The organism is Zunongwangia profunda SM-A87 (genome assembly GCF_000023465.1).
GTDB lineage: Bacteria > Bacteroidota > Bacteroidia > Flavobacteriales > Flavobacteriaceae > Zunongwangia > Zunongwangia profunda.
In genome coordinates, this window is sequence record NC_014041.1 from 3740996 (window position 1) to 3761755 (window position 20760).

Genomic DNA, 20760 nt, shown 5'->3' on the forward strand with positions numbered 1-20760 from the left:
ATTTCGTTTTTTCAGGGGCTCACTACACTAATATCCTTTGGCATAGTATACATATCCGGCAGATCATCTTCAAACAGTGTATCTGGATCATTATAGAATTTTAAGAAATCTGCCGCGGACACGTCAGATGGATAGGGACCAAAAGCATGGCTTGTTTTTTCATTTCGCCAGGCTACTACCATTGTACAGTTCTGTCCCTGGAAAGCGGGAAGAACGCTATTTGTCCAGTAGTCAGCTGTATGGTTATTCTCCAACCCTGTTTCTGAAACCGCAACGGGTTTTTGAAGGATGGTTGAAAGTTGTGATAATGCCTTCACATTATCCACAAAGGCAGCCGTATTTCTCCCGTGGTAGCAATCCATTGCCAGGATGTCTACATACCTGTCACCAGGCCAGCGATAAAGCAATCTCCCCTGGGGATCATTATATACTTCATCCATTTGAGGAGAGATTGCATAAATCACATTATGCACCCCTTTTTCATCTCTAAGATAAACTATGATAAACTTCCAGAAATCTATAAATTCTTCCTTACTCGTGGCTTTACTACCCCACCAGTTCCATGACTGTGTATGTTCATGAAGAGGCCTGAAAATTACCGGAATCGGAACCCCATTTTCATCCTTCATGGCATGAAAAGCTTCTGCTACCTTATCCAGCCTTCTTTTGTATTTAATATTCATGGGACTGCCTTCAGTAAGAATTTGATCCACCACCCTGGTATTATCCCACGCAGTGCCTACCGGATATTGAGCATCTTCTGATTTCGTCAAAGGGTTGTTCTGGTGCCAGACCAGCATACTTACTCCTCCTCTTTTATATACTTCCTTTATAAATTCAATTTTCGTGTCTTTGATGTTATGCATATCCAGGCTGTAAACCGCCGGATGTGCTCCAGTAATATTCTTAACATCACTCCTGCCGGGATCACCTCTCCAACCTACTCCATAAGAAGGATAGTCATGGTGTCCAAACATCACACCTTGTTGCTGAATCTTCCATAGATTGGCATACAAGGCTTTTGTACGAACGGTGGCCTTTCGATCAACCATTTTAAGCTGGAGATCATTTTCCTGAAACAATTCTTTTGAAAAATCCCTTAGTTGGTTTCTCCAGAATTGCCATTCATGACCATATTGTCCTTCATGGAATTCAGCTTGAATTCCATTGTTTTGCAGTAGTGAAACAAAATTCTTGTGCCCCTGATACCTGGGATCTTTGCTTCCACATGCAATCCACAATATTTCCAACTGATCATTTATGGATGTCGAGTTATCAAATAATTCCGGGACATAGGTATCAATTTTAATTTCGGGATCACTAAGGATCCCAGCACTGAAATCACCAACATAAGAGAATTTATCCGGATTTCTTAATCCTATGACTACCGATTGCCCCCCACCCATAGATAGTCCGGCAATGGCTCTGTCCTTTTTGTTCTTACTCACATGGTATCTTTTCTCAACCAGGGGAATGACATCGCTTAGCAATTCGTCCTCCAGGTTCTTTATACCTTCCGGGGTGCTGCCACTGGACCAGGAACCATCAATGAGTCCATTTGTCATCACTATAAGCATAGGTTTGGCCTGACCTTTATGGATAAGGTTATCCAAAATTACATCGGCACGGCCATCATTTACCCAGCTACTTTCATTGTCACCTCCCCCATGACGAAGGTATAACACCGGGAATTCCTTACCCGAAAGCTCCTGGTATAACCTCGGCACATAAACATACATCTTTCGGGTACGATTTAAGGCGGTCGATCTGTAAGTAATAATATCTACTTCTCCATGGGGCACATCCTGAAGTTGATCAAATCGCGATGGAGTTCCAAGAACCTCTACGAGACTACCATAGACATTGGTTCCCACCTTTACCTCCGGGTTTACGGGATCCAGTTTTTTAATATGACCATCCACTAAAAAATTATATTGGTAAATACCTGGCTCCTTCTTGTCAATTGTCACTGTCCAATTTCCACTTTTGTCCTTATTCATCTGCTTTTTTTCAACATCCCATTCTCCAAAAAGCACAGCTACTTGTTTTGCATCAGGTTCATTGAGCCTAAAAGTAATGCTGTTATCCTGGTGAACCACCGGTGAAAATTTCTCCGCGGCAGGTTTCCACCAGCCCTCCGTACTAAAGGTTTTTTCCTGGGCATAACTTTGGAAAATCCCTAAGGTGAGCACAGAGATGACAAATATTTTAAGTATATTATTTTTCATAAGAGTCTTTTTTATAAGTTCCATGAATATGTGCCCACAGATCCCGGATCGAGCTCCAGTAAAGCATAGGCGCCTTTATATTGTACCTTAAAGGAATACCTGTCACGGCTGGTATTGGCAACAATCAGTACAATTCTATTATCAGGGGTTTTAAAAGCCACATTTGGTAACAGGTCACTGTTCTCCCGGATTCCTGTCCTGTATACCATAGGACGTTGTTCATCCTGATAAAGAAAGATACTGGGTTCATCGCCCTGGGTAGAATAAATTCTCCTGGAGCCAGGACTTACGAGCTTTGAGGCATGAGCGACTGCATAATAGGCGATATTCCGGGATACATCGTTCCCGTCTATGGTTATTGCTCCCTGGCACATGGAACAGCCTCCATTATCGGTATGAGGATCATTTAGAGGGTCTGCCGCAAGGTTCCACAGGATGATATTTCGACTCCAGTTATTTGTTCCGTCTATAATCAGTCTTTTTACCGGCTCCGTGATTTCGATTGCTTCACTTTGAGGATTTTCTGTTACCATCTGCTCGGTAAAATAAATATTTTTATCAGGACGGGCGCGGTGAACCATTGACATGCTCTCCATGTTACCGCGATAATTATGAAAACCTGAACCGTCGATAAATCTGCTTGCTGCAGTATCGCGGAGGATGCTCAACGGGTAATCCGGACGATCTGTATTATGATCGAAAATGACTATCTTAGTGTTGATATTGTTTTTTTCAAATGCCGGTCCGAGGTGATTTTTTATAAAATTTGCCTGTTCAAACCAGAACCATGACATACTCGGGGTATTACGGGAATTCATAGGTTCATTCTGAACGGTAATCGCATCAATGGGAATACCCTGCTTATCCATTTCCTGGATATACTTCACAAAGTATTTTGCGTATACCTCATAACAATTCTCCTTTAATTTCCCTCCCCGGATATTGCCATTTGTCTTCATCCAAACAGGCGCTGACCAAGGAGACCCCATGATCTTTATTCTGGGATTTATAGCCAGAATTTCCTTCATAACAGGGACAACATCCTTTAAATCCTGGTCAAGGGAAAACTTATCGAGCTCATAATCCGTTTCCCCTTCTTCAAGATCGTTATATGAAAAGGTGAAACTGTTAAGGTCGGATGAACCAATACTAAGCCTTACATAGCTAATCCCGATATCCTCTGGCCCGGTACCATATAATTCCTTTAAAATTTTCGTGCGCTCCCTGGGATCCATTTTCATTAGATGTTCTGCACTTCCCCCGGTAACCGCAAACCCAAAACCATCAATAGTCTGCATTCCTTGTTCCGGATCTATGATAATAGCGGGATACCTCGAATTATTATTTGAAAAATAAACAGGTTCTTTCTCCTTCTGAAAAAGCATACTGCGATCCTGATTGGTTATCCAGGATGCGATCTTCCTTTTTTCCTGGTCGTTTTGCGCAAAGGTATATTGCCACACCTGAAGACATAGTATAAGAACTAATATTTTTTTCATTTCTATAAATTTTAGGAATTAGATAATGCTGCCCTGGCTTGTTGATCAGAATTGTTGCTTACCGAACATTTATTGTTTAAGATCATAGTCTCCACATCTTTAGCGGTGTATCTTGGCCATAATGGTAGAGCATCACAATTGGGATCTCCTGTTCGCATAAAAGACAGCAAAGATTTGGACATTTTCTGTGATAACTGTCGTGGAATGGCACCCCCGCCGGTATGTGTGATCATCAGGTCCGTGTTAAGGAGCCAGAAACTTATATCAATACAGTGAAAAGCCCGGTGACGACCGTCAAACAAAGGAGACTCCCATCCAAACCAGGCTAAATAAACCGGGCTTTCCTGTTTTAACTTGGCATTTGCTGCTTCTATACCGCTTTGGCGATTGGAAACTATAAGGGCCCAGATTTCTATGGGACGTGCTTCTGGAAAGTTTTTTGAAAAGGCCCGGACTACTTCTTGTGTATGATCACCGTAGCGATCCCTTAATTTTTCGACGATTCCTTCCAGGCTAATGTTTTCCAGTTCCGGGTTATCCCGGTTCGGGTTCCATTCATGAAAGGTTGAACAAAATAATAAAGGGATATCCGGTTGATCTGCGTTTGCTGAAAAATATTCTCCCTTTGGAATGGAGATATCGTTCGCAATAGGTCCGAATCCACCCCTTACAAGACCTAAATCACCTTCCTCCAGTTCTAACTGATTGGCAGCTTTATAAGCGAGGTTGAGATATTCCTTCCAGGGCATGTTTTGAAGTTTCTCTATGTTATTATTCTCAAGACCAGCTTCCTTTAAAATGTACTGCCCAAGTTTCTCGGTATATCCGACATCCAGTCCATGAGTGGCCGAACCACTAAGGGCTACACCTTTGTGAACTAATCCCCTGGCCATTGGCATGCTTGCAATATTGCACACTTTTGCTCCACCTCCGGACTGTCCCATAATCGTAACATTTTCGGGATCACCTCCAAAGGCGGAAATATTTTCATTCACCCACCTGAGTGCCGCAACGATATCTAGCATGCCTACATTTCCTGAGTCCTTAAATTTTCCATCAATTCCAGCCAGGTTGGTAAAGCCAAGAGGCCCCAACCGGTGATTTATGGAACAGTAAACAATATCTCCCTCCCGAGCGATATTTTCCCCGTCATAGCCATCCTGTTCTATCCCATTGCCCCTTGAAAAACCTCCCCCGTGCAACCATACGAGTACCGGTCGCTTTGCTGAATCGAGCTTTGGGGTCCAAATATTGAGACGCAGACAATCTTCACTGAGCACATCATAGTTCCAATGATCCACAAATGCTGAATAGGATTCCGGGCTCCTATCATAAATATCCTGTGGAGCCGAATTGCCATAAAAAACAGCCGGTCTGACATCCTCCCAGGGTTCAGGCGGCTGGGGAGGCATAAACCTGTTTTTTCCGGAGGTATCAGCACCATAGGGTATCCCCCTAAAGACATTTATCCCCCTTAACACGAAACCTTTCACCTTTCCATAAGCAGTTGGAGCAACAGCTATATCTTCCCCTATAAACAACTGCTGGCCTTCCATCGCTGTATCCTTGTCCTTCTTCTTTTCGTGCCCGATGTGTCCTAAAGGGGAGAACATACCCACTCCACATGCGGCCATGCCCATGCCTGTTTTACCAAAAAAATTCCTGCGATCCATACTATTCAGTTTGTTTTTTATAATGTTCTAATAATACAATTAAGGCTCTGGAATTGTGGTAAGGACACTTCCACATCCCTAACTTGTCCTCTTCCTTGTAAGGGTTCATGTTTTTATCAATACGAAAAAACCATTCCCCATTATCTTTATCAATCTGATGCTTTAGAATAAATTCCCAAATATCCTTCAGTGCATTTTCAAACCGGGCATCCTTATCTATTTCGTAAGCATATAACAGGCCAACCATGGCTTCGGCCTGAGGCCACCAGTGACGATCCTCATCTATAACTCCAGTTCTTCTATCCAGCTCATTGAGGACACCCTTTTTAGGGATATAGGCTTTTTGCAGAAAGCATTTTGCTACGGTCACACAAGCCTCGGATGTTTTTCTCAGCATTGCCGGTTCGTTTATGGCTTTAGCAGCCTCCACCAGTAGCCATGCCGCCTCTATGTCATGGCCAAAGGAGACCGTGGAACTCTGTAAATTCCATTTTGTATCAAAGAAAAGCTCATAATGGTTGTCTTCATTTAAAAACTTTGTGTGAAAGAGATGAATCAGTTTCCTGAGTGCCTGCAAAACCCGTGGATCCTTCCATACTTTGCTTAATTCGGTATAAGCCTCCAGAATATGAAGATGGGTATTCATCGTTTTTGAGCTATTCATATCTTTCTTGCTTAACCTCATATCCTCTATTGGAGACCAATCTTCAGCAAAGGCTTCCAGGTAACCGTCAGCCTCTGAATCATATGCGTGCTCTTCGAGCATTTCAAACAATTCTTTTGCCCAGGATAAGGCTTCTACCTTCCCAGTGTATAAATAAAACCTAGAGAGTCCGTATATAGTAAAAGCCTGAGCATAAACCTGTTTTCGTTTATGAAATGGATTTCCTTTATAACCGAGTTCCCAGAACACCCCGCCAAATGCCTGATCCCTGAAATATTTTTCCAGATAATGGAAGGATCTTTCTGCATATGTTCTTAAACTGCTATCATTTTTATACATCCCAACAGCGGAAAACGACCATAAAATACGTGTATTGAGAATTACTCCTTTTGAAGCCTCGGGGATTACCTGATTAGAGTGGTCACGCCGGCCAATGAAACCGCCGTATTGTTCATCAACGGCATTGTTTTTCCAATATTCCGTAATATTTTGTAGCTCGTCCTCCAGGGTTTTAAACATCTTTGTAGATTCCAGGGCATTCATTAATACAGACCTTTGTTTTTTTCTATCAGGTTAAAAATATTATTGACGGAACCAGCAGATTTGTAAGTATCCTGGGGGGTGTTCATAACATAATCCACCAATCTTTCAACCGACGAAACTGCCAGGTGAATACGGGTATCTGAAGATGCATAATAAATAAATACTTCTCCATTGTTCTCTATCCACCCATTGGCAAAGAGTACGTTGGGAACATCTCCCACAGTCTCTTCATAATTAGGAGCCATAAAGTATCCTGCAGGCTGGTAGGTGATTTTAGAAATATCCTTCAGCGAGGTCATGAACATATAAAGGGTGTATCGCAATCCTCCCGCTGTGTTTCTTACTCCATGAGCGAGGTGAAGCCAGCCTTGTTTGGTTTTTATTGGCGCAGGTCCAAGCCCGTTTTTAAGTTCAAAAACGGTATGGTAAATTTTGGGGTTAATGATAGTTTCATTCTGAACTTCAGGAAACTCCATATCATCTATGTATCCCAACCCGATTCCCCCTCCTTTACCCACGGTAATAAATCCATCTTGTGGTCTGGTATAAACTGCATATTTCCCATCCACGAATTCCGGATGCATCACCACGTTGCGCTGTTGACCGGATGTACTGATAAGATCTGGCAGCCTTTCCCAGGTTTCAAGGTCCTTAGTGCGCACTATTCCGGCATTTGCTACTGCAGAGCTGGTATTGGTCTTTGGTGCAGAGGGATCTTTCCGCTCGGTACAGAATATCCCATAAATCCAGCCGTCTTCATGTTGAGTCAGCCGCATGTCATAAACATTCACATCAGGATCTTCCAGCTGCGGTAACTTTACCGGTTCATTCCAGAATTTAAAGTTGTTTATCCCATCGGGACTTTCTGCTACGGCGAAAAAAGATTTCCTGTCACTACCTTCTACCCTTACCATGAGCAAATACCTGTTATTGTACTTTATAGCTCCGGGATTAAATGTTGCGTTGATCCCTATTCGTTCCATCGCAAAAGGATTAGCAGCTTCATCAAGGTCATACTTCCAGTGGGGCGGAACGTGATCAGCCGTCAGGATAGGGTATTTGTATCGCTGATATACTCCATTACTGCGGTTGAGAGGAAAATTTTTGCGATTAATAAGAGAATTGTATTCACCAAATATAGTTTCATGGGTAGCAATTGGCACCTTGTCATCACTTTTTTTCTTTATTTTCATGTTAACCTTTTGTTTAATATTTTAATTTATTCCACCAGTTCTTTTTTAATATGACCACGCATACCGCCAATATTGCGATAGAAATCAGCAGGTTGATATTTTTGTGCATAATCAGGTACAGGGGGATCACCACAAGTATGGTCTGCCCTATCACCCCTATAAATACATTGAACATATCTCTTTTGAAATCCTTGTTTCCCTCAAAAGAGGGATCTTCCTTTAGGATCATATCCCGCACCGGACCCCAGAAACCCCATGGCATGGTCTTCTGATAAAAATTCACCAGGACCGCTTTCCTTGTAGGCGCCGCACGATAGGTCCCGATAATACATCCGGCAAGAGAAGAAAAAAGAATCAACGGAAAATAATACAGGTCGAGAGTATCCAGGAAAAGTGGGAGAATCAGGGCGGGAAGTATACCCGCGAGCATCCCCCAGAAGTACCCCTCTCCATTGAACCTCCACCAGTGCCATTTCAATACATTTGAGACTACATAGCTACCGTAGAGTGCAGACACGATCCATTGAAGTACCGTATTGACATCCTGCACAAAAAAACCGAGAACAATACTTATTAAAACAGTAACTATTCCGATGGAATAACTAACGGTCTTTATTTTCTCTGCACTGGCGTCAGGATTTTTGTATCTTAAATAAATATCGTTAACCAGATAAGCCTGGGCAGCATTGAGAGTTCCTGCGAAAGTGGACATGAATGCAGCCAAAAGACCAGCCAGTAACAGTCCCATAAGACCCACAGGTACGAATTGAAGTATCGCAGATGGCAAGATTTGTTCAAAATCTATAACCCCGGCAGTAGAAAGGTTTAACTTATCGTAAAACAGAACAGCCAGTACCGAAAATCCTCCGACCATTAAGTACCTGGTGGGAATAAGGGCAATAATTGCTGCCAGGCTCATTTTAGTTGCTTCCCGGGGCGTTCTCGATGAAAGTATCTTTTGCATATCATAATTAGGGGCTGGACCAGCAATACTGGCCAGGATACCCTTAAATAGCATTAAGGAGAAGAAGATGGAAAACAGGGAGTAACCATCAGATTTTATTTTATCATTTACCTCTTCAATTAATCCACTCCAATCTAAATTTAGTTCTCTTCCGAACCAGGGACTCATCCACCCGTCTGGTACGTTCAATCCGGAATCTCCGACTGCATTCCAGGCAATAACTGCAATCGCTATGGAAGAAATGGTCATTATGCCGTATTGCAGTAAATCCGTCCATACGATTCCGGACATTCCTCCAATAACAGAATAGAAGACAGCGAATAAGGTAAAAATAACACCATAAAAGTGAGGCACATACTGGGCTGGTACCTCAAAAGGAATATATTCCTGGATGCTGTACCAGGGTACAAAAATTTCAACAAACTTGCCTAATCCAATAAACCCGTAGGCCAAAAATCCCAGGCAGCTCAAGATTGCAAAAAAAACGATAATAGAATGGGCCAGCTTGCCCCCACGGCCATTGTCAAACCTAAAAATCATCCATTCTGCCCCTGTTGTGACATTTGATCTTCTTAGCCAGGCCGCCAGGTAAATCATTAAAAAAACCTGATTGAACACCGGCCATAACCAGGGTATCCATATACTCTTAAATCCATAAATAAAGGTAAGGGTGACCAGCCACATAGTGCCTGAAATATCAAACATCCCTGAAGCATTGGATAATCCCAGGAGATACCAGGGCAACTTGTTTCCTCCCAACAGGTAATCTTCTTTACTTTTCTGGGCCTTCTTTTTTAAGGCAAGACCAATAACTATTGTCCCTAAGAGATAGACTAAAATGATGCTTATATCAAGAATGTGAAGTTTCATTTAAAAAGTTCTAAGTCGATTTTAAATATTCATTTTTATTAATAATACAAGTCAATAACATTATATATATCACTGATTTACGTACATTTTCAATACCTTATCCAATAAAAAGGAATAAATATTATATTAATCTGAAAAAATATTTTATAATTAAATTATTAATATTAATTTTATATTAAATAATGAGAATTATTCATATAAAGCACATCAAAATTAATAACATCCAAAAATAATAGTTCTCTACTCATTAAATTGATATAATCTTTTCAATTACTGATAATATTCTTTCATGAACAATCTAGCCCATAGGGAAATTACCCCTTTATCTCTGCAAGACAGTTTTCTGGTATTCGACCGGATTAAAAGTGAATTTGACTTTCCTTTACATTTTCATCCTGAGTTCGAGATTAATTTTATTGCTAATGGCAGGGGAGTCAAACGAATCATTGGAGATCATTTCCATGAAATTGATGATTACGAGCTGGTACTTGTCGGATCAAATTTAATTCATGGATGGGAACTCCATCACTGCAGGAATAAGGATATACACGAAATAACCATCCAGTTCCATAATGATCTGCTAGATGAAAAACTCCTTAACAGGCATATTATGGCTCCTATAAAAAATTTATTTCAAAGGTCATCAAGAGGAATTTTGTTTTCCCAGGAAACAGCAAAAAACATTGCACCACGTATAAAGAAAATCTCCAAAATAAATGGAATAGATTACTTCTTCGAATTAGTTTCTATCCTTTATGATCTTGCCATATCAAGAAATCAGCGACTGCTTTCTACAAACTCTTCGGAGCTTGAAAATTTCGATAATAGCGATAAGATCAAAACGGTATACGATTATATCCAGGAACATTTTGGAGAAAAAGTGACCCTTAAAGAAATCTCTGATCTTATAAATATGAGTGAAGTTTCTTTTAATAGGTTTTTAAAAAAACGAACAGGAAAGACTTTTATAGAATTTTTAAACGATACAAGGATTGGCTATGCTTCAAGGTGGTTAATTGATAAGGATTTAAGTATAGCCGAAATTGCCTATATGAGCGGTTTTAATAATATAGCAAATTTTAACCGGGTGTTTAAAAAATGTAAAGCCTGCACACCTACCCAGTACAGGAATGAATTCAGTGGCATAAAGAGGATACTGTAAAAAGGTGAACCGACAGTTTTGCAGGTTCACCTTTTACATATTATTACTAAAATAAGTTAATCAAAGTCTATGATAAGCAGGATTTCTTTGCCCGCATCCAAAGACTTACCTGCGGCAACTTCGATCCCTTCCCTTGTTTTCTCCTGGCTGAATTCTAAATTAAGGGGATGAAAAGATTGCACCTCATAACTTGCATCTCTTAACTCGGGAACCTCAACATGATAATTCAGAGCTTTATCTAAGGGGTTGTATAAATAAATAAATATTTTATTACCACATTTGACCCCAAATGACTCCAGCTGGTTCCCCGTTTTAAAACTAACCTTTTCGAATTTCCCGTTGCCGGCTTTTAGCATCATATCGTTGATCTTGCTGACTCCTCTAAAATAGGAAGTCATTCCCCGCTCATCAAAATACTCCCACCACCAGGAAAGCGGCAGAATGGGCGTAGATGTGAACATCCCATACCATAATCCTCTTTTAAAATCCGAATCCATTTCTTCGGGGAATTCATCAAAATTTTTAGACCAGTCCCATTCGTAGCTGAACTCTCCAATGACATATGGTTTCCCAAACCTCTTTTCATAATCTATTATTTCCCCAGGAATATCTTTTGTTCTATTATAAATATGCTTTTGGTTAATGTCAATGGCCGGTAAGGAATTTAGACCTTCAAGGTCTCTATGGGAGATACTGGTGGTAATAATATGATTATAAGGATCAATTTTATCAATGTAATTACTCATCTCTTCATGCCAGTCTACAATAGTTTTGGCATCGATAGGATTGTCCCTGTTTCGGTATTGTACATTATCTATTTCATTGAAAAGTTCCCAGGCCGCAATACTGGTACTGTACCCCCACCTGGCAATAATATATCGCAACCTGTTTTTATAACGCTGTCTGGATTTCGGATTGACAAAAAAATCAGCGGTTGATTCTGCAAATCCTCCATCTTCTTTACTGTAGTTCCCGGGTCCGAGAGTTAGCATCATATGAAGATCAAGCTTCTTTGAAAGATCCACCAGGCTGTCAAGTTTGGCAACCGCACTGGGGTTATAATAAGCATCTGATGCCGTGTACCTGGAATTGTTAAAGTTATCTTTCCAATCCAATGGTAAATTCCAGCTACATATCCATGTCCTAAAGAAATTCCCTCCATTTCTGGAGAGCTCTCCCAGTAAATAGTTATAATTATATTTTTTCTTTTCGTGCAGTTCATGAAAAAATTTAGAGTCGTCGTTGGTTCTTGATTCCCAACCGATATTTTCACCTATCCCCCGAAAGGGATCGCCGTTGTCATAGCGCAAGATCCAGTTATTTTCAGCATGTAAGAAGCCTTTATTCTCTGAATTTTCAACAGTAAACTCATTTTCATCAAAAACCATTTCCTCCCCTTTCTTTGAAACCACAAGGTGGTAGGTATACCTGCCAATTTCCTGAGGCGCAAATCGTGCCTCCCATTCAGAGGCCTCACCACTTTCACCGGAGACATAGAAGCATGGCAGCAGGATTTCTTTTCCAGAGGGAGATTGCATTTTAATATCTACAGCAATATCTTCGGCCAGGTAAGGATTTTCCCATTGCTCATTCAGCGAAATGTTGAAATCTGTTCTTTCATACAACATAGGTTGGGCTGTTTTTAATTTCACGGATTTAATACTCGAGGCACACCCCGTTATCATTAAGACTAGTATTAAAAAACCAGATCGTGCATGTGTTTTCATATTTTCCAGATAATCTTTAAAAAATTATTCACTTTATTCAACTCGTATGAATTTGACTTCATCTACTAAAATATCCCCGTTGGAATAGCCAGACCAGGTTCCAACCTGGATTCCTATGTATAATTTTCCGGTTTCCGTGGCTGTATATATTCCTCCTGTAGATGCTCCAAGCCCATATCCTCCATTTGCCTGTACAGCCTGGTAAAGATCTCCGTCTACCGGTCCCATCCATCCGTGCCAGGTGTTAAGAGCCAGAAAATGATTAGTATCTGGATTTGAAACATCTTCAATCCAGGTATTGGGATCTTTGGAAATATAAAACTGAATATAGGTTTGATAGGCTCCTTCGGGTGCTTTCACTTTAGCCTCCAGGCGATATTTACCACCTGCAGTTACATTTACTTCCTGATAAATTAACTGATTTACGGAATTATCCTGGGGAGCCGTAAAATTATTAAATCTTAAACTGGCACCCTCGCCTTCCTCAGGACCATCCCCGGTATATCCGAATTCTGGCGGATTTGAATTTTGACTGGACCAGTTTGTCCAAAACGCTTTTGCTGAATTTTCCATATCCGAGCCTTCTAAAAGATTGATTTCTTCTTCATAAACATCGATAGTCTTGATAAGCACCTTAGTATCTCCCAGTAAACCGACAACGGTAAGACTCACCTCATAAGAACCTTCAGCGGGAAACTCGTGTGTCAGAACCATTGCCGTTTCGTGTGCACTTCCATCCCCAAAATCCCATGAAAACGAGGCTGCATTTTGTGAACCTGAAGCATCGAACCTTCTAATTAATTTAAATTCATTTTCAACGCTAAAAGCAGCTGAAGAGGGTCCGGCTACGAATAGCTCTTTACTCATTGAATCTGAATATCCTGCAGCACTTCTGGCATTCAGCGTTACGTTGTAGGTGCCTGCATTTGCATAGATATGTGTTGGTGAATTCTCTGATGAGGAACCACCATCGCCAAATTCCCAGTAGTAGGAGTCTCCATCTTCCGATAGGTTGGTAAAATTAACTTCCAGTGATCCAGATGAACCGGAGAAATCTGCACTTGGCTCAGCACCTTCCACAATTTCATTTTCAAATACCTCGTCTTCCTGGCAGGCATTACATACCACTAAAATACCCATCAGACCGGTAAAATAGAGCTTCTTGATAATAGCTTTCATTTTGGTAAATTTTTAATTTGTTCATTCTAAACCAGACAAAAACGGCCTGATTGCCTCTACATCAATTATAACAACAGTACTTGCATACTCCTCAAGGATCTCATAGCCTTTCGGGTTGGACAATCCTACAGTTACAATGGCCTTTTTCCCTGCATATGCTTCCTCTTTTAACGCCTGTGCATCAATTGAGAGATAAAAAGCAGCGCTTGACTCCCCTGCTTCCACAGAGACGGTTTCGGGTAGCTCATAAAGTCCTTCCGGAAGTACAATCCCATTTTCTATAAGTCCCTGCTCACTGATGTAGGCAGTGGTATCGGTGCGTGATATTATATCGACACTATAGGCCTTTGCAGGAACTTTTCCTGACCTGATCACCCCTAAAACAATATCTAAACGCTGAGAGGCAGCATCATAATTGAAGTTATAGGTGTTTTCTCCTCCCCCGGAGGGGACCTGGTAATCGGCATTTAACCCCCCTGATGTTGTAGCCTGAGGCATGTACAGGTAAGCATAACCATAATCTTCATCAGCATCATTACCCTCACATGATGCCAGCAAAAGGCCGATTAGAAAAAAAAACAAAGTCTTTACTGTAATATTCATAATATTATTTTTAATATCCATCATTTTGAATTATTGTCCCACCGGAATTTACTATTTCAGCCCTGGAGAAAGGCAATCGGTAATTCCGTTCGTTAAAGCGCCTATCCGCGACATCTATTACCTGATAGACATAATTCCCGGAACCTGTTTTTGAAACTTTAACTCCCTCTACCGGTTGATTCAGTACGGTTTCAGCATCTTTCCACCTCAAAAGATCCCAGTAGCGATGACCTTCAAAGGCTAATTCGATTCTTCTTTCATGTTTTACAACATCTCGAAATGCTTCAACGGAAACCGCAGTGATATCCGGAAGCTGCGCACTCGCCCGATCCCGGATCATTTCAAGTGCCTGCCTGGCGCTCAATGCATACCCGGCGGGAACGACATCCGGTCCATAGGCTTCATTCATGGCTTCTGCATAATTCAACAAAATTTCTGCATAACGGTATTCCACCCACTGGTTCTGCACTGTGGAACCTTGTACGAGATTAACATTGTCTGTAAGGAACTTTTTTAAATAATATCCTGTTCTACTGGTATTGGGTTGATCCATATCATCAATTCCTCCGTCTGATTGGTCTATCACTCTACCATTCCATTCACTACCATTTGTCACTATAGAGGCTTTTAACCTTGGATCTCTGTTTTTATAGGGATCTGCAGGATCCGGTTCTGCAGTATACTCATAGGAGCTTACCAGATTTTGTGTTGGAGTGATACCACTTGCACCGCCAGGGGTGGCAATGGGATAGTTATTTGCTTCTACCAGATTATTGGGATCACGTCTTATGGCATAAATAGTTTCAGGGCTGTTCAAGGGTGTATTACCAGTAAAATAGTTATAATACCCTCCCTGGTCGAGACTGTAATTCAGTATGTCAGAGTTAATGATATCATTAGCTGCCTCAGCGGCTTTTTTCCACTTTTCAATATCATTTTCAGGGTTATTCAGGGGGCTGGCGGCGTACAGGAGAGCTCTGGATTTGATGGCCAATGCAGCGCCCAGGGAAAATCGTCCATCCTGATTTGAAAAATTCGTGCTATTCCAGTTCAGCTGTAAGGAATCTTTGTAAGAATCAATTTCCTGTACGATATAATCTACCACTTCATCATATGGGGTTCGGGCAATGAATTCATTTTCTTCTCCAAAAGTAAGGTCCACTACAGGTACCCCACCATACATCTTCAAGAGTTCCGTGTAGTAATAAGCCCGTGCCACATGAGCCTCTGCCCTGTACCATTTCAAAAACTTAAGATCCCGCTGATAGTTAACCGCATCCGTTATGGTATCCCTGTTTAAAGACAAAAGTTCCTTGCCGTCTTCCGAATAATCCAGATAGAAATTTGCGGCTCTTATTCCTTCATAATAATTTTTGTATAAATAAGAAATAGGATTAATATTTTCATTTATAGTTCCATTATTGAAATAATTCACATTTGCCGAGTAGGAAGTCTGTTGTGCTTCATCACTGGCAGCAGCAAAGAGGTTGTTATCAATTACTGAAAAGCCGTAGGTCATGGGAGCATAAAATGCGTTTCCGAAAGTCCATAGGGTTTCTCTGTCCGAAGCAGCTGCTTCCGGAGTCTTGAAGGTGTCTATTTTGGTATCCAGAAATTCCTCTTCACATGCAGTGCAAAGGATGATAAGGACTAACCAAAAATAATTGCTGGTTTTGCGTAAAGATATATTGTTCATTCTCCTTTCTATTTAATTAAAAACTAACCGTAATTCCAGATACAATGCTCTTAAGTCCGGGGTACCCCGAAGTCGTTTCAGGATCGATATTATAATTTTTCAACAGACTGCTCCAGGTCACCAGGTTGGTAGCACTTACATAAATGCTTAACTGAGACAGGTTCAGCTTATCCAGTAAATTTTGTGAATTGAAACTATATGCCAGTTCAATGTTCCTAAGCCGTAGATAATCTGCACTTTTTATCCAGTAGGAACTATTTTGATAATTATTGTTGTTTTCCCGGGTGGTCAGACGCGGATAAGTTGCTGTTGCACGGGTGTCAATTCCCTGTTCCGGATAATATGCCCAGGCACCTTCTGCTATTTCATGAATGTTCCCATTGTTGACGAAAGCAACTGTTTCACTCCAGTTATTTAAAAGATTGAAAGAAGCCCCATGCACTCCCTGGAATAGAACATTCAGTTCCAAACCTTTAAATCCGAGGTTGCCTCCAAATGAATAAACCATCTCCGGGAAAGGAGATTTTCCTATAGCCGTGAAATCAGTTTGGTCTATAAAACCATCATCATCCAAATCCATGTACCGTACATCCCCGGGCTGAACCAGGCCAAAGGCGGGTTGTGGAATATTAGCCTTAAGGCTTCCATCTGCATTAAAATCATTAAGTTGATACAAGCCCTCTGCTTTTAGACCTATTGGGGTTCCAAAAGATCTTCCCGTTTGGGCATTGTAAGGATAGGCGGGGGCTAATTCTGCCATATAATCTATAGTATTTTTACTGTAGGAAAGCATGCCGTTCAAGGCGTAGGTGAATTCTCCTATCTTATCCTTATAAACAGCTGTGGCTTCAAGGCCTTTATTTGTCATTTTCCCGATGTTACTGTAGTAGTAATTATTACCATAATAGTTTGGTATCGAATTATCTACCGTTAGAATATCACTCCTCTTATCGAGAAAAATATCTATACTGGCTTCAAGTTTATTCCAGATATCCATATCCAGCCCAACGTTATACTTCAGACTGGTTTCTGCAAAAACATCCCTGTTGGGAATAAAAAGAGGTGCCAGTGTATTTTGCCAGGTTGGCGTGGAATTGCCTGTATAAAAAGATCCGGTACTGCTTCCATTGTAATATTGCTGGTATAAATAACGACCATTAGAAGAAAAATTACCCAAAGCTCCGGTAGCGTCGCTATCGGCACCACCTAATTTCCCTACAGAGGCTCTTAGCTTTAACAGGGATATATTATCCCCAGAGAGAAAGTTTTCATTTGATATCAGCCATGCAGCGGAAACAGCAGGATAAAAACCCCAGCGATTTTTTGGCGCATACGCATCATTACCAAAATAGGAAAAGGCAGCTGCCAAAATATACCTGTTATCGTAATCATATTTGAACTTCCCATTCAGGTTGAGATAATGGTATTTATATCCAAAAAGTCCATCTGCCTTATAATCGGAACTGTGAAAGCCTATAGCAGCATTTATATCGCTTTTATCAAAGCTGTTTTTATATCCAATAGTAACTTTCGCCTGTTTCCAATCTTCCATGCCGGCAGAACCGTATCCACTTGCAACAATTGAAGAGGGTTGATCTGTGGTAGTTAGCTCCCCATCCTGATATCTTCCATAATTACGGGTTTTACTATAGGTGCTTAATGCGTACGAATTAAAAGAAAAAGCCTCTTCTGCGTATAACCCGTCCAGAATAAAATCAAGATTTTCCCGTAAAGAAAAATTCCCCTGAAGAATCCTTCCCTGAGAAGAAAACCATCCCAGACCGATCGATGATGCCACCGGGTTATTGGGAAATAGATTTGTACCTGAAAAATATCTTAAATCTTCATTATCGTATACAGGATAAATATTGGAAGGATACCGCGACAGATCTTCAAAAAGATCTGAAGTCTGGTAATTTGGTCTTTTTTGCTTTTGTAAACGCCCTCCTATATCTACTTTGGCATCAAAAATTGAAAATAATTTAAAATCAAGATTTGCCCGTAAGCCCATTCTATAGAATCTATTATTCGAGGTAGTATCTGTATTTGTTGCATTGTAAAGACCTTCTTTATTTGCATAATCAAAAATTACAGTATACTTCGCATTTTCATCACCTCCATCAAAGACCACATCCCCTGAATAGTAGGTCCCTGTCTGGCTTATGGTTTGATCATACCAGTCAACATTTGTTCCCTGCCCATTTCTATATCCTTCAATTTCATCCTCATTGTAATATGGAGACCAAAGCATTCCATTATCATTGCTTATAGCTTCATTATAGTACCTGGCATACTGATAGGCATCTAGTGGCTTATTGATATTAATGGCCGTTTGAATACCGGATTTAAAATTTACCTTCATCCTGGATTTGCCTTCTCTTCCCCTTTTGGTAATCACCCATATAATACCATTCGAGCCCCGCATTCCAAAGGGAGCCAATGCCGCCGCATCCTTGAGAACTGAAATACTCTCTATTTCGGCCGGTGAGAGGTAATCAAAATAATTCGCATTTACCTCAAAGCCATCGACAAAAATTTTGATATTATTATACCCCCCTACTCCGTAAGTCCCGTTACCTCTTATTAGTAACTGGGCCCGGTCGTTTCCAGGTTCTCCAGAAGCCTGCGTTACAGTAAGACCTGCCAGGCGACCATATAAGGTATTGGTAATATTCATCGTAGGGATACGCTCCAGTTCGCTACCCTTGACAGTGGAAATAGCGGCAGTACTAGTGCGTTTTTCAACCTTTAATAATGTTCCAGGTATACTATCTGTTTCAGGATAACCAATTTGTAAAGTATCAGCAATCTCCTGGCTATCCTGAGCCCGAACATAAGCAAACGGACCTAATAGTATCGCTATTAAAAAATTTCGAATAAAGAACTTTTTATTCATGATATCTATCTTTCAATTATATTAATATTAATATCCCGGATTCTGGACAATAATTCCTTTGTTGACTTCCGATTGTGGTATGGGTTCGAGGAACATTTTTGGGTTCCAGTAGGCTATATAGGCGTTACTATCCCAGTAATATATCAGTGATGAAGCCAGGTTTTTATTGGAAGCCGTAGGTTCCACTTCAAATTGCATTTCTCTCATCTGTCCTCCTATAATACCATCTCCAATATCTTCAAGCATCCAATGCTTAACATCGTAATAGCGTTGGTTCTCCATATAAAATTCAATTGCCTTTTCTCTTTGAATAATTTTGCGCAATGCACCCTGATTGGTCTCAGTGATAGCCGGTAAGCCCGCTCTATTATGTACCACATTGAGGTTGCTTAGTGCTTGTGAGCTATTGCCCACTTCATTATAAGCTTCAGCTAAATTGAGATAGGTCTCCGCAAGCCTAAAGAGAGGGGGTTCAAACCAGGTTCTTGAGCCCGCCTGGTAGAAAAATTTCACCGAAAATCCACTACCTTTTCCGAATCCACTACCGCTTGGAAATTGAGCTCCATAGTTTCCAAGAGAACGACCCCATCCCTCTACAGAGTAATTAAAATCCCCTGGATTATTAGCTGCATCAAAACCTGGCCCTATATGATCTGCTTTAAAACGTGGCTCCATAGCATCAATTCGAGCTAACCAATCACTTGCCGGCCTTGCCGCATCATCTCCGACCTGTGGCCAGGATTGGTCCGTTCCGTCTTCACGATAGTAGTTGGAAAGAAAATTACTGAGAAGGCCCAGATTATCTGTGTCCCAACGATTTGCAGTCCAATAAGGGGAATAGTTAAGATAATAGCTTAGATAATTGTTCCATTGGTTCGTTTCATCGTACTTATAGGCGAGGATTACCTCTTTATTGCCTGGTGTAGATGTTGCAGTAGCATAATCTTTGAAAGCATTGGGATTAGGTTCTCCGGAACTTCCTCCGGAATTAATCAGCTCAAAACCATTTAACTGTGCCCATTCCAGAACCTTTTCATTAGCTGAAATAGCATCCTGCCAACGGTCTTGATCAGCAGTCCCAAAAGAAATCAGTTCGTTATGATCATAACTTAAATAAGGGGTGGTGGAATTAAACAGTGGTCTTGCAGCATACATAAGAACCCTGGCTTTCATGGCCATAACAGCACCTTTGGTTAAACGTCCTGTTTGATCGGCAGGCCATTCGGAAGGCAAACCTGCGATAGCCTCTTCACATAGTTGTAAAGTATAATCCAGAGTCTCCTGCAGGCTGGCCCGTGCTATATTCAAGTCATCATTTGAAGTCAGACTTTTTGTTACGATAGGAACACCTCCATACCTGTAAAACATTCCCATGTAACGATATGCTATCAACCCGGTACATTCTGCTTTAATAATGGTTTTGGTATTTTCGTCCATATCTGGAACCATGTCTATATTCTCCTTTACCAGAAAGCATTTCCGTATAACATTCCAGTTGTTTCCGAAATTATCGGCTCCTCCACTATCATTGCCATCCAAAGGATTTGGACTTAAACCGGAATCAGAAATTACCCAGGTACCATGCCAGTTATATCCTTTGGAATGGATTCCCGATATTGAAGCCAGAGCCCCATGTCCAATACCGATTCCACTGGGCCAGCCTTGAACCAGAACCGATCGGTAACAATTCATAAGCGCATTTCGTGCATTTATGGCAGAGGAATAAACCTCGTTCAGATCTACGGTTCCGGATGTATTTGGCTTTTCCAGAAATTCTTCTTCACATGAAGACAAAAGTGAAACAAACCCAATCCATAGTAGTACTAATAAACTTCTCCTTATCATAGTTCTCTCGTTTATCAT

Annotated in this window: 13 protein-coding genes; 1 reads left to right on the plus strand and 12 read right to left on the minus strand. The window is 41.0% G+C overall.

Annotated elements, in window-relative coordinates; translation table 11 throughout:
• Positions 1-11: 11 nt before the first annotated feature.
• The 6 genes from ZPR_RS23060 to ZPR_RS16455 are packed head-to-tail and all read right to left on the minus strand — an operon-like array spanning position 12 to position 9634.
• Positions 12-2228, minus strand: a complete 2217-nt coding sequence (locus ZPR_RS23060; RefSeq protein ID WP_148211757.1) for a glycosyl hydrolase — start codon at positions 2226-2228, stop codon at positions 12-14.
• 11 nt (positions 2229-2239) lie between these two features.
• Positions 2240-3727: a glycoside hydrolase family 30 protein gene (locus ZPR_RS16435; protein ID WP_041579031.1), complete on the minus strand. Its 1488-nt coding sequence runs from the start codon at positions 3725-3727 to the stop codon at positions 2240-2242.
• Between the two features lie 11 nt (positions 3728-3738).
• A complete protein-coding gene (locus ZPR_RS16440) occupies positions 3739-5400 on the minus strand; it encodes a carboxylesterase/lipase family protein (protein ID WP_013072877.1) in 1662 nt (553 codons plus the stop codon).
• A gap of 1 nt (position 5401) precedes the next feature.
• Complete coding sequence (locus ZPR_RS16445; protein ID WP_013072878.1) at positions 5402-6607, minus strand: AGE family epimerase/isomerase; 1206 nt, start codon at positions 6605-6607, stop codon at positions 5402-5404.
• A complete protein-coding gene (locus ZPR_RS16450; RefSeq protein WP_013072879.1) occupies positions 6607-7800 on the minus strand; it encodes a glycoside hydrolase family 130 protein in 1194 nt (397 codons plus the stop codon). Before ZPR_RS16450 ends, ZPR_RS16445 begins: the two co-directional genes overlap by 1 nt.
• Positions 7801-7813: 13 nt before the next feature.
• Entirely contained in the window at positions 7814-9634 is a 1821-nt protein-coding gene (locus ZPR_RS16455) for a sodium:solute symporter family protein (RefSeq protein WP_013072880.1), read from the minus strand.
• Between the two features lie 289 nt (positions 9635-9923).
• Between ZPR_RS16455 and ZPR_RS16460 the strand changes: the two genes are divergently transcribed.
• A complete protein-coding gene (locus ZPR_RS16460) occupies positions 9924-10796 on the plus strand; it encodes a helix-turn-helix domain-containing protein (protein WP_013072881.1) in 873 nt (290 codons plus the stop codon).
• A 56-nt stretch (positions 10797-10852) separates the two neighbouring features.
• Here ZPR_RS16460 and ZPR_RS16465 read toward each other — a convergent pair whose 3' ends face one another.
• The 6 genes from ZPR_RS16465 to ZPR_RS16490 all read right to left on the minus strand — a co-directional run bounded on the left by ZPR_RS16465 (position 10853) and on the right by ZPR_RS16490 (position 20742).
• Complete coding sequence (locus ZPR_RS16465) at positions 10853-12448, minus strand: DUF5060 domain-containing protein (RefSeq protein ID WP_013072882.1); 1596 nt, start codon at positions 12446-12448, stop codon at positions 10853-10855.
• A 108-nt stretch (positions 12449-12556) separates the two neighbouring features.
• Complete coding sequence (locus ZPR_RS16470; RefSeq protein WP_013072883.1) at positions 12557-13702, minus strand: PKD domain-containing protein; 1146 nt, start codon at positions 13700-13702, stop codon at positions 12557-12559.
• A 21-nt stretch (positions 13703-13723) separates the two neighbouring features.
• Positions 13724-14260, minus strand: coding sequence for a DUF1735 domain-containing protein (locus ZPR_RS16475; protein ID WP_148211759.1), 537 nt, complete (start codon positions 14258-14260; stop codon positions 13724-13726).
• A 55-nt stretch (positions 14261-14315) separates the two neighbouring features.
• Positions 14316-16001, minus strand: coding sequence for a RagB/SusD family nutrient uptake outer membrane protein (locus ZPR_RS16480; protein WP_013072885.1), 1686 nt, complete (start codon positions 15999-16001; stop codon positions 14316-14318).
• A 16-nt stretch (positions 16002-16017) separates the two neighbouring features.
• Entirely contained in the window at positions 16018-18897 is a 2880-nt protein-coding gene (locus ZPR_RS16485; protein ID WP_013072886.1) for a SusC/RagA family TonB-linked outer membrane protein, read from the minus strand.
• A 27-nt stretch (positions 18898-18924) separates the two neighbouring features.
• Positions 18925-20742: a RagB/SusD family nutrient uptake outer membrane protein gene (locus ZPR_RS16490; protein WP_187288239.1), complete on the minus strand. Its 1818-nt coding sequence runs from the start codon at positions 20740-20742 to the stop codon at positions 18925-18927.
• Positions 20743-20760 lie beyond the last annotated feature (18 nt).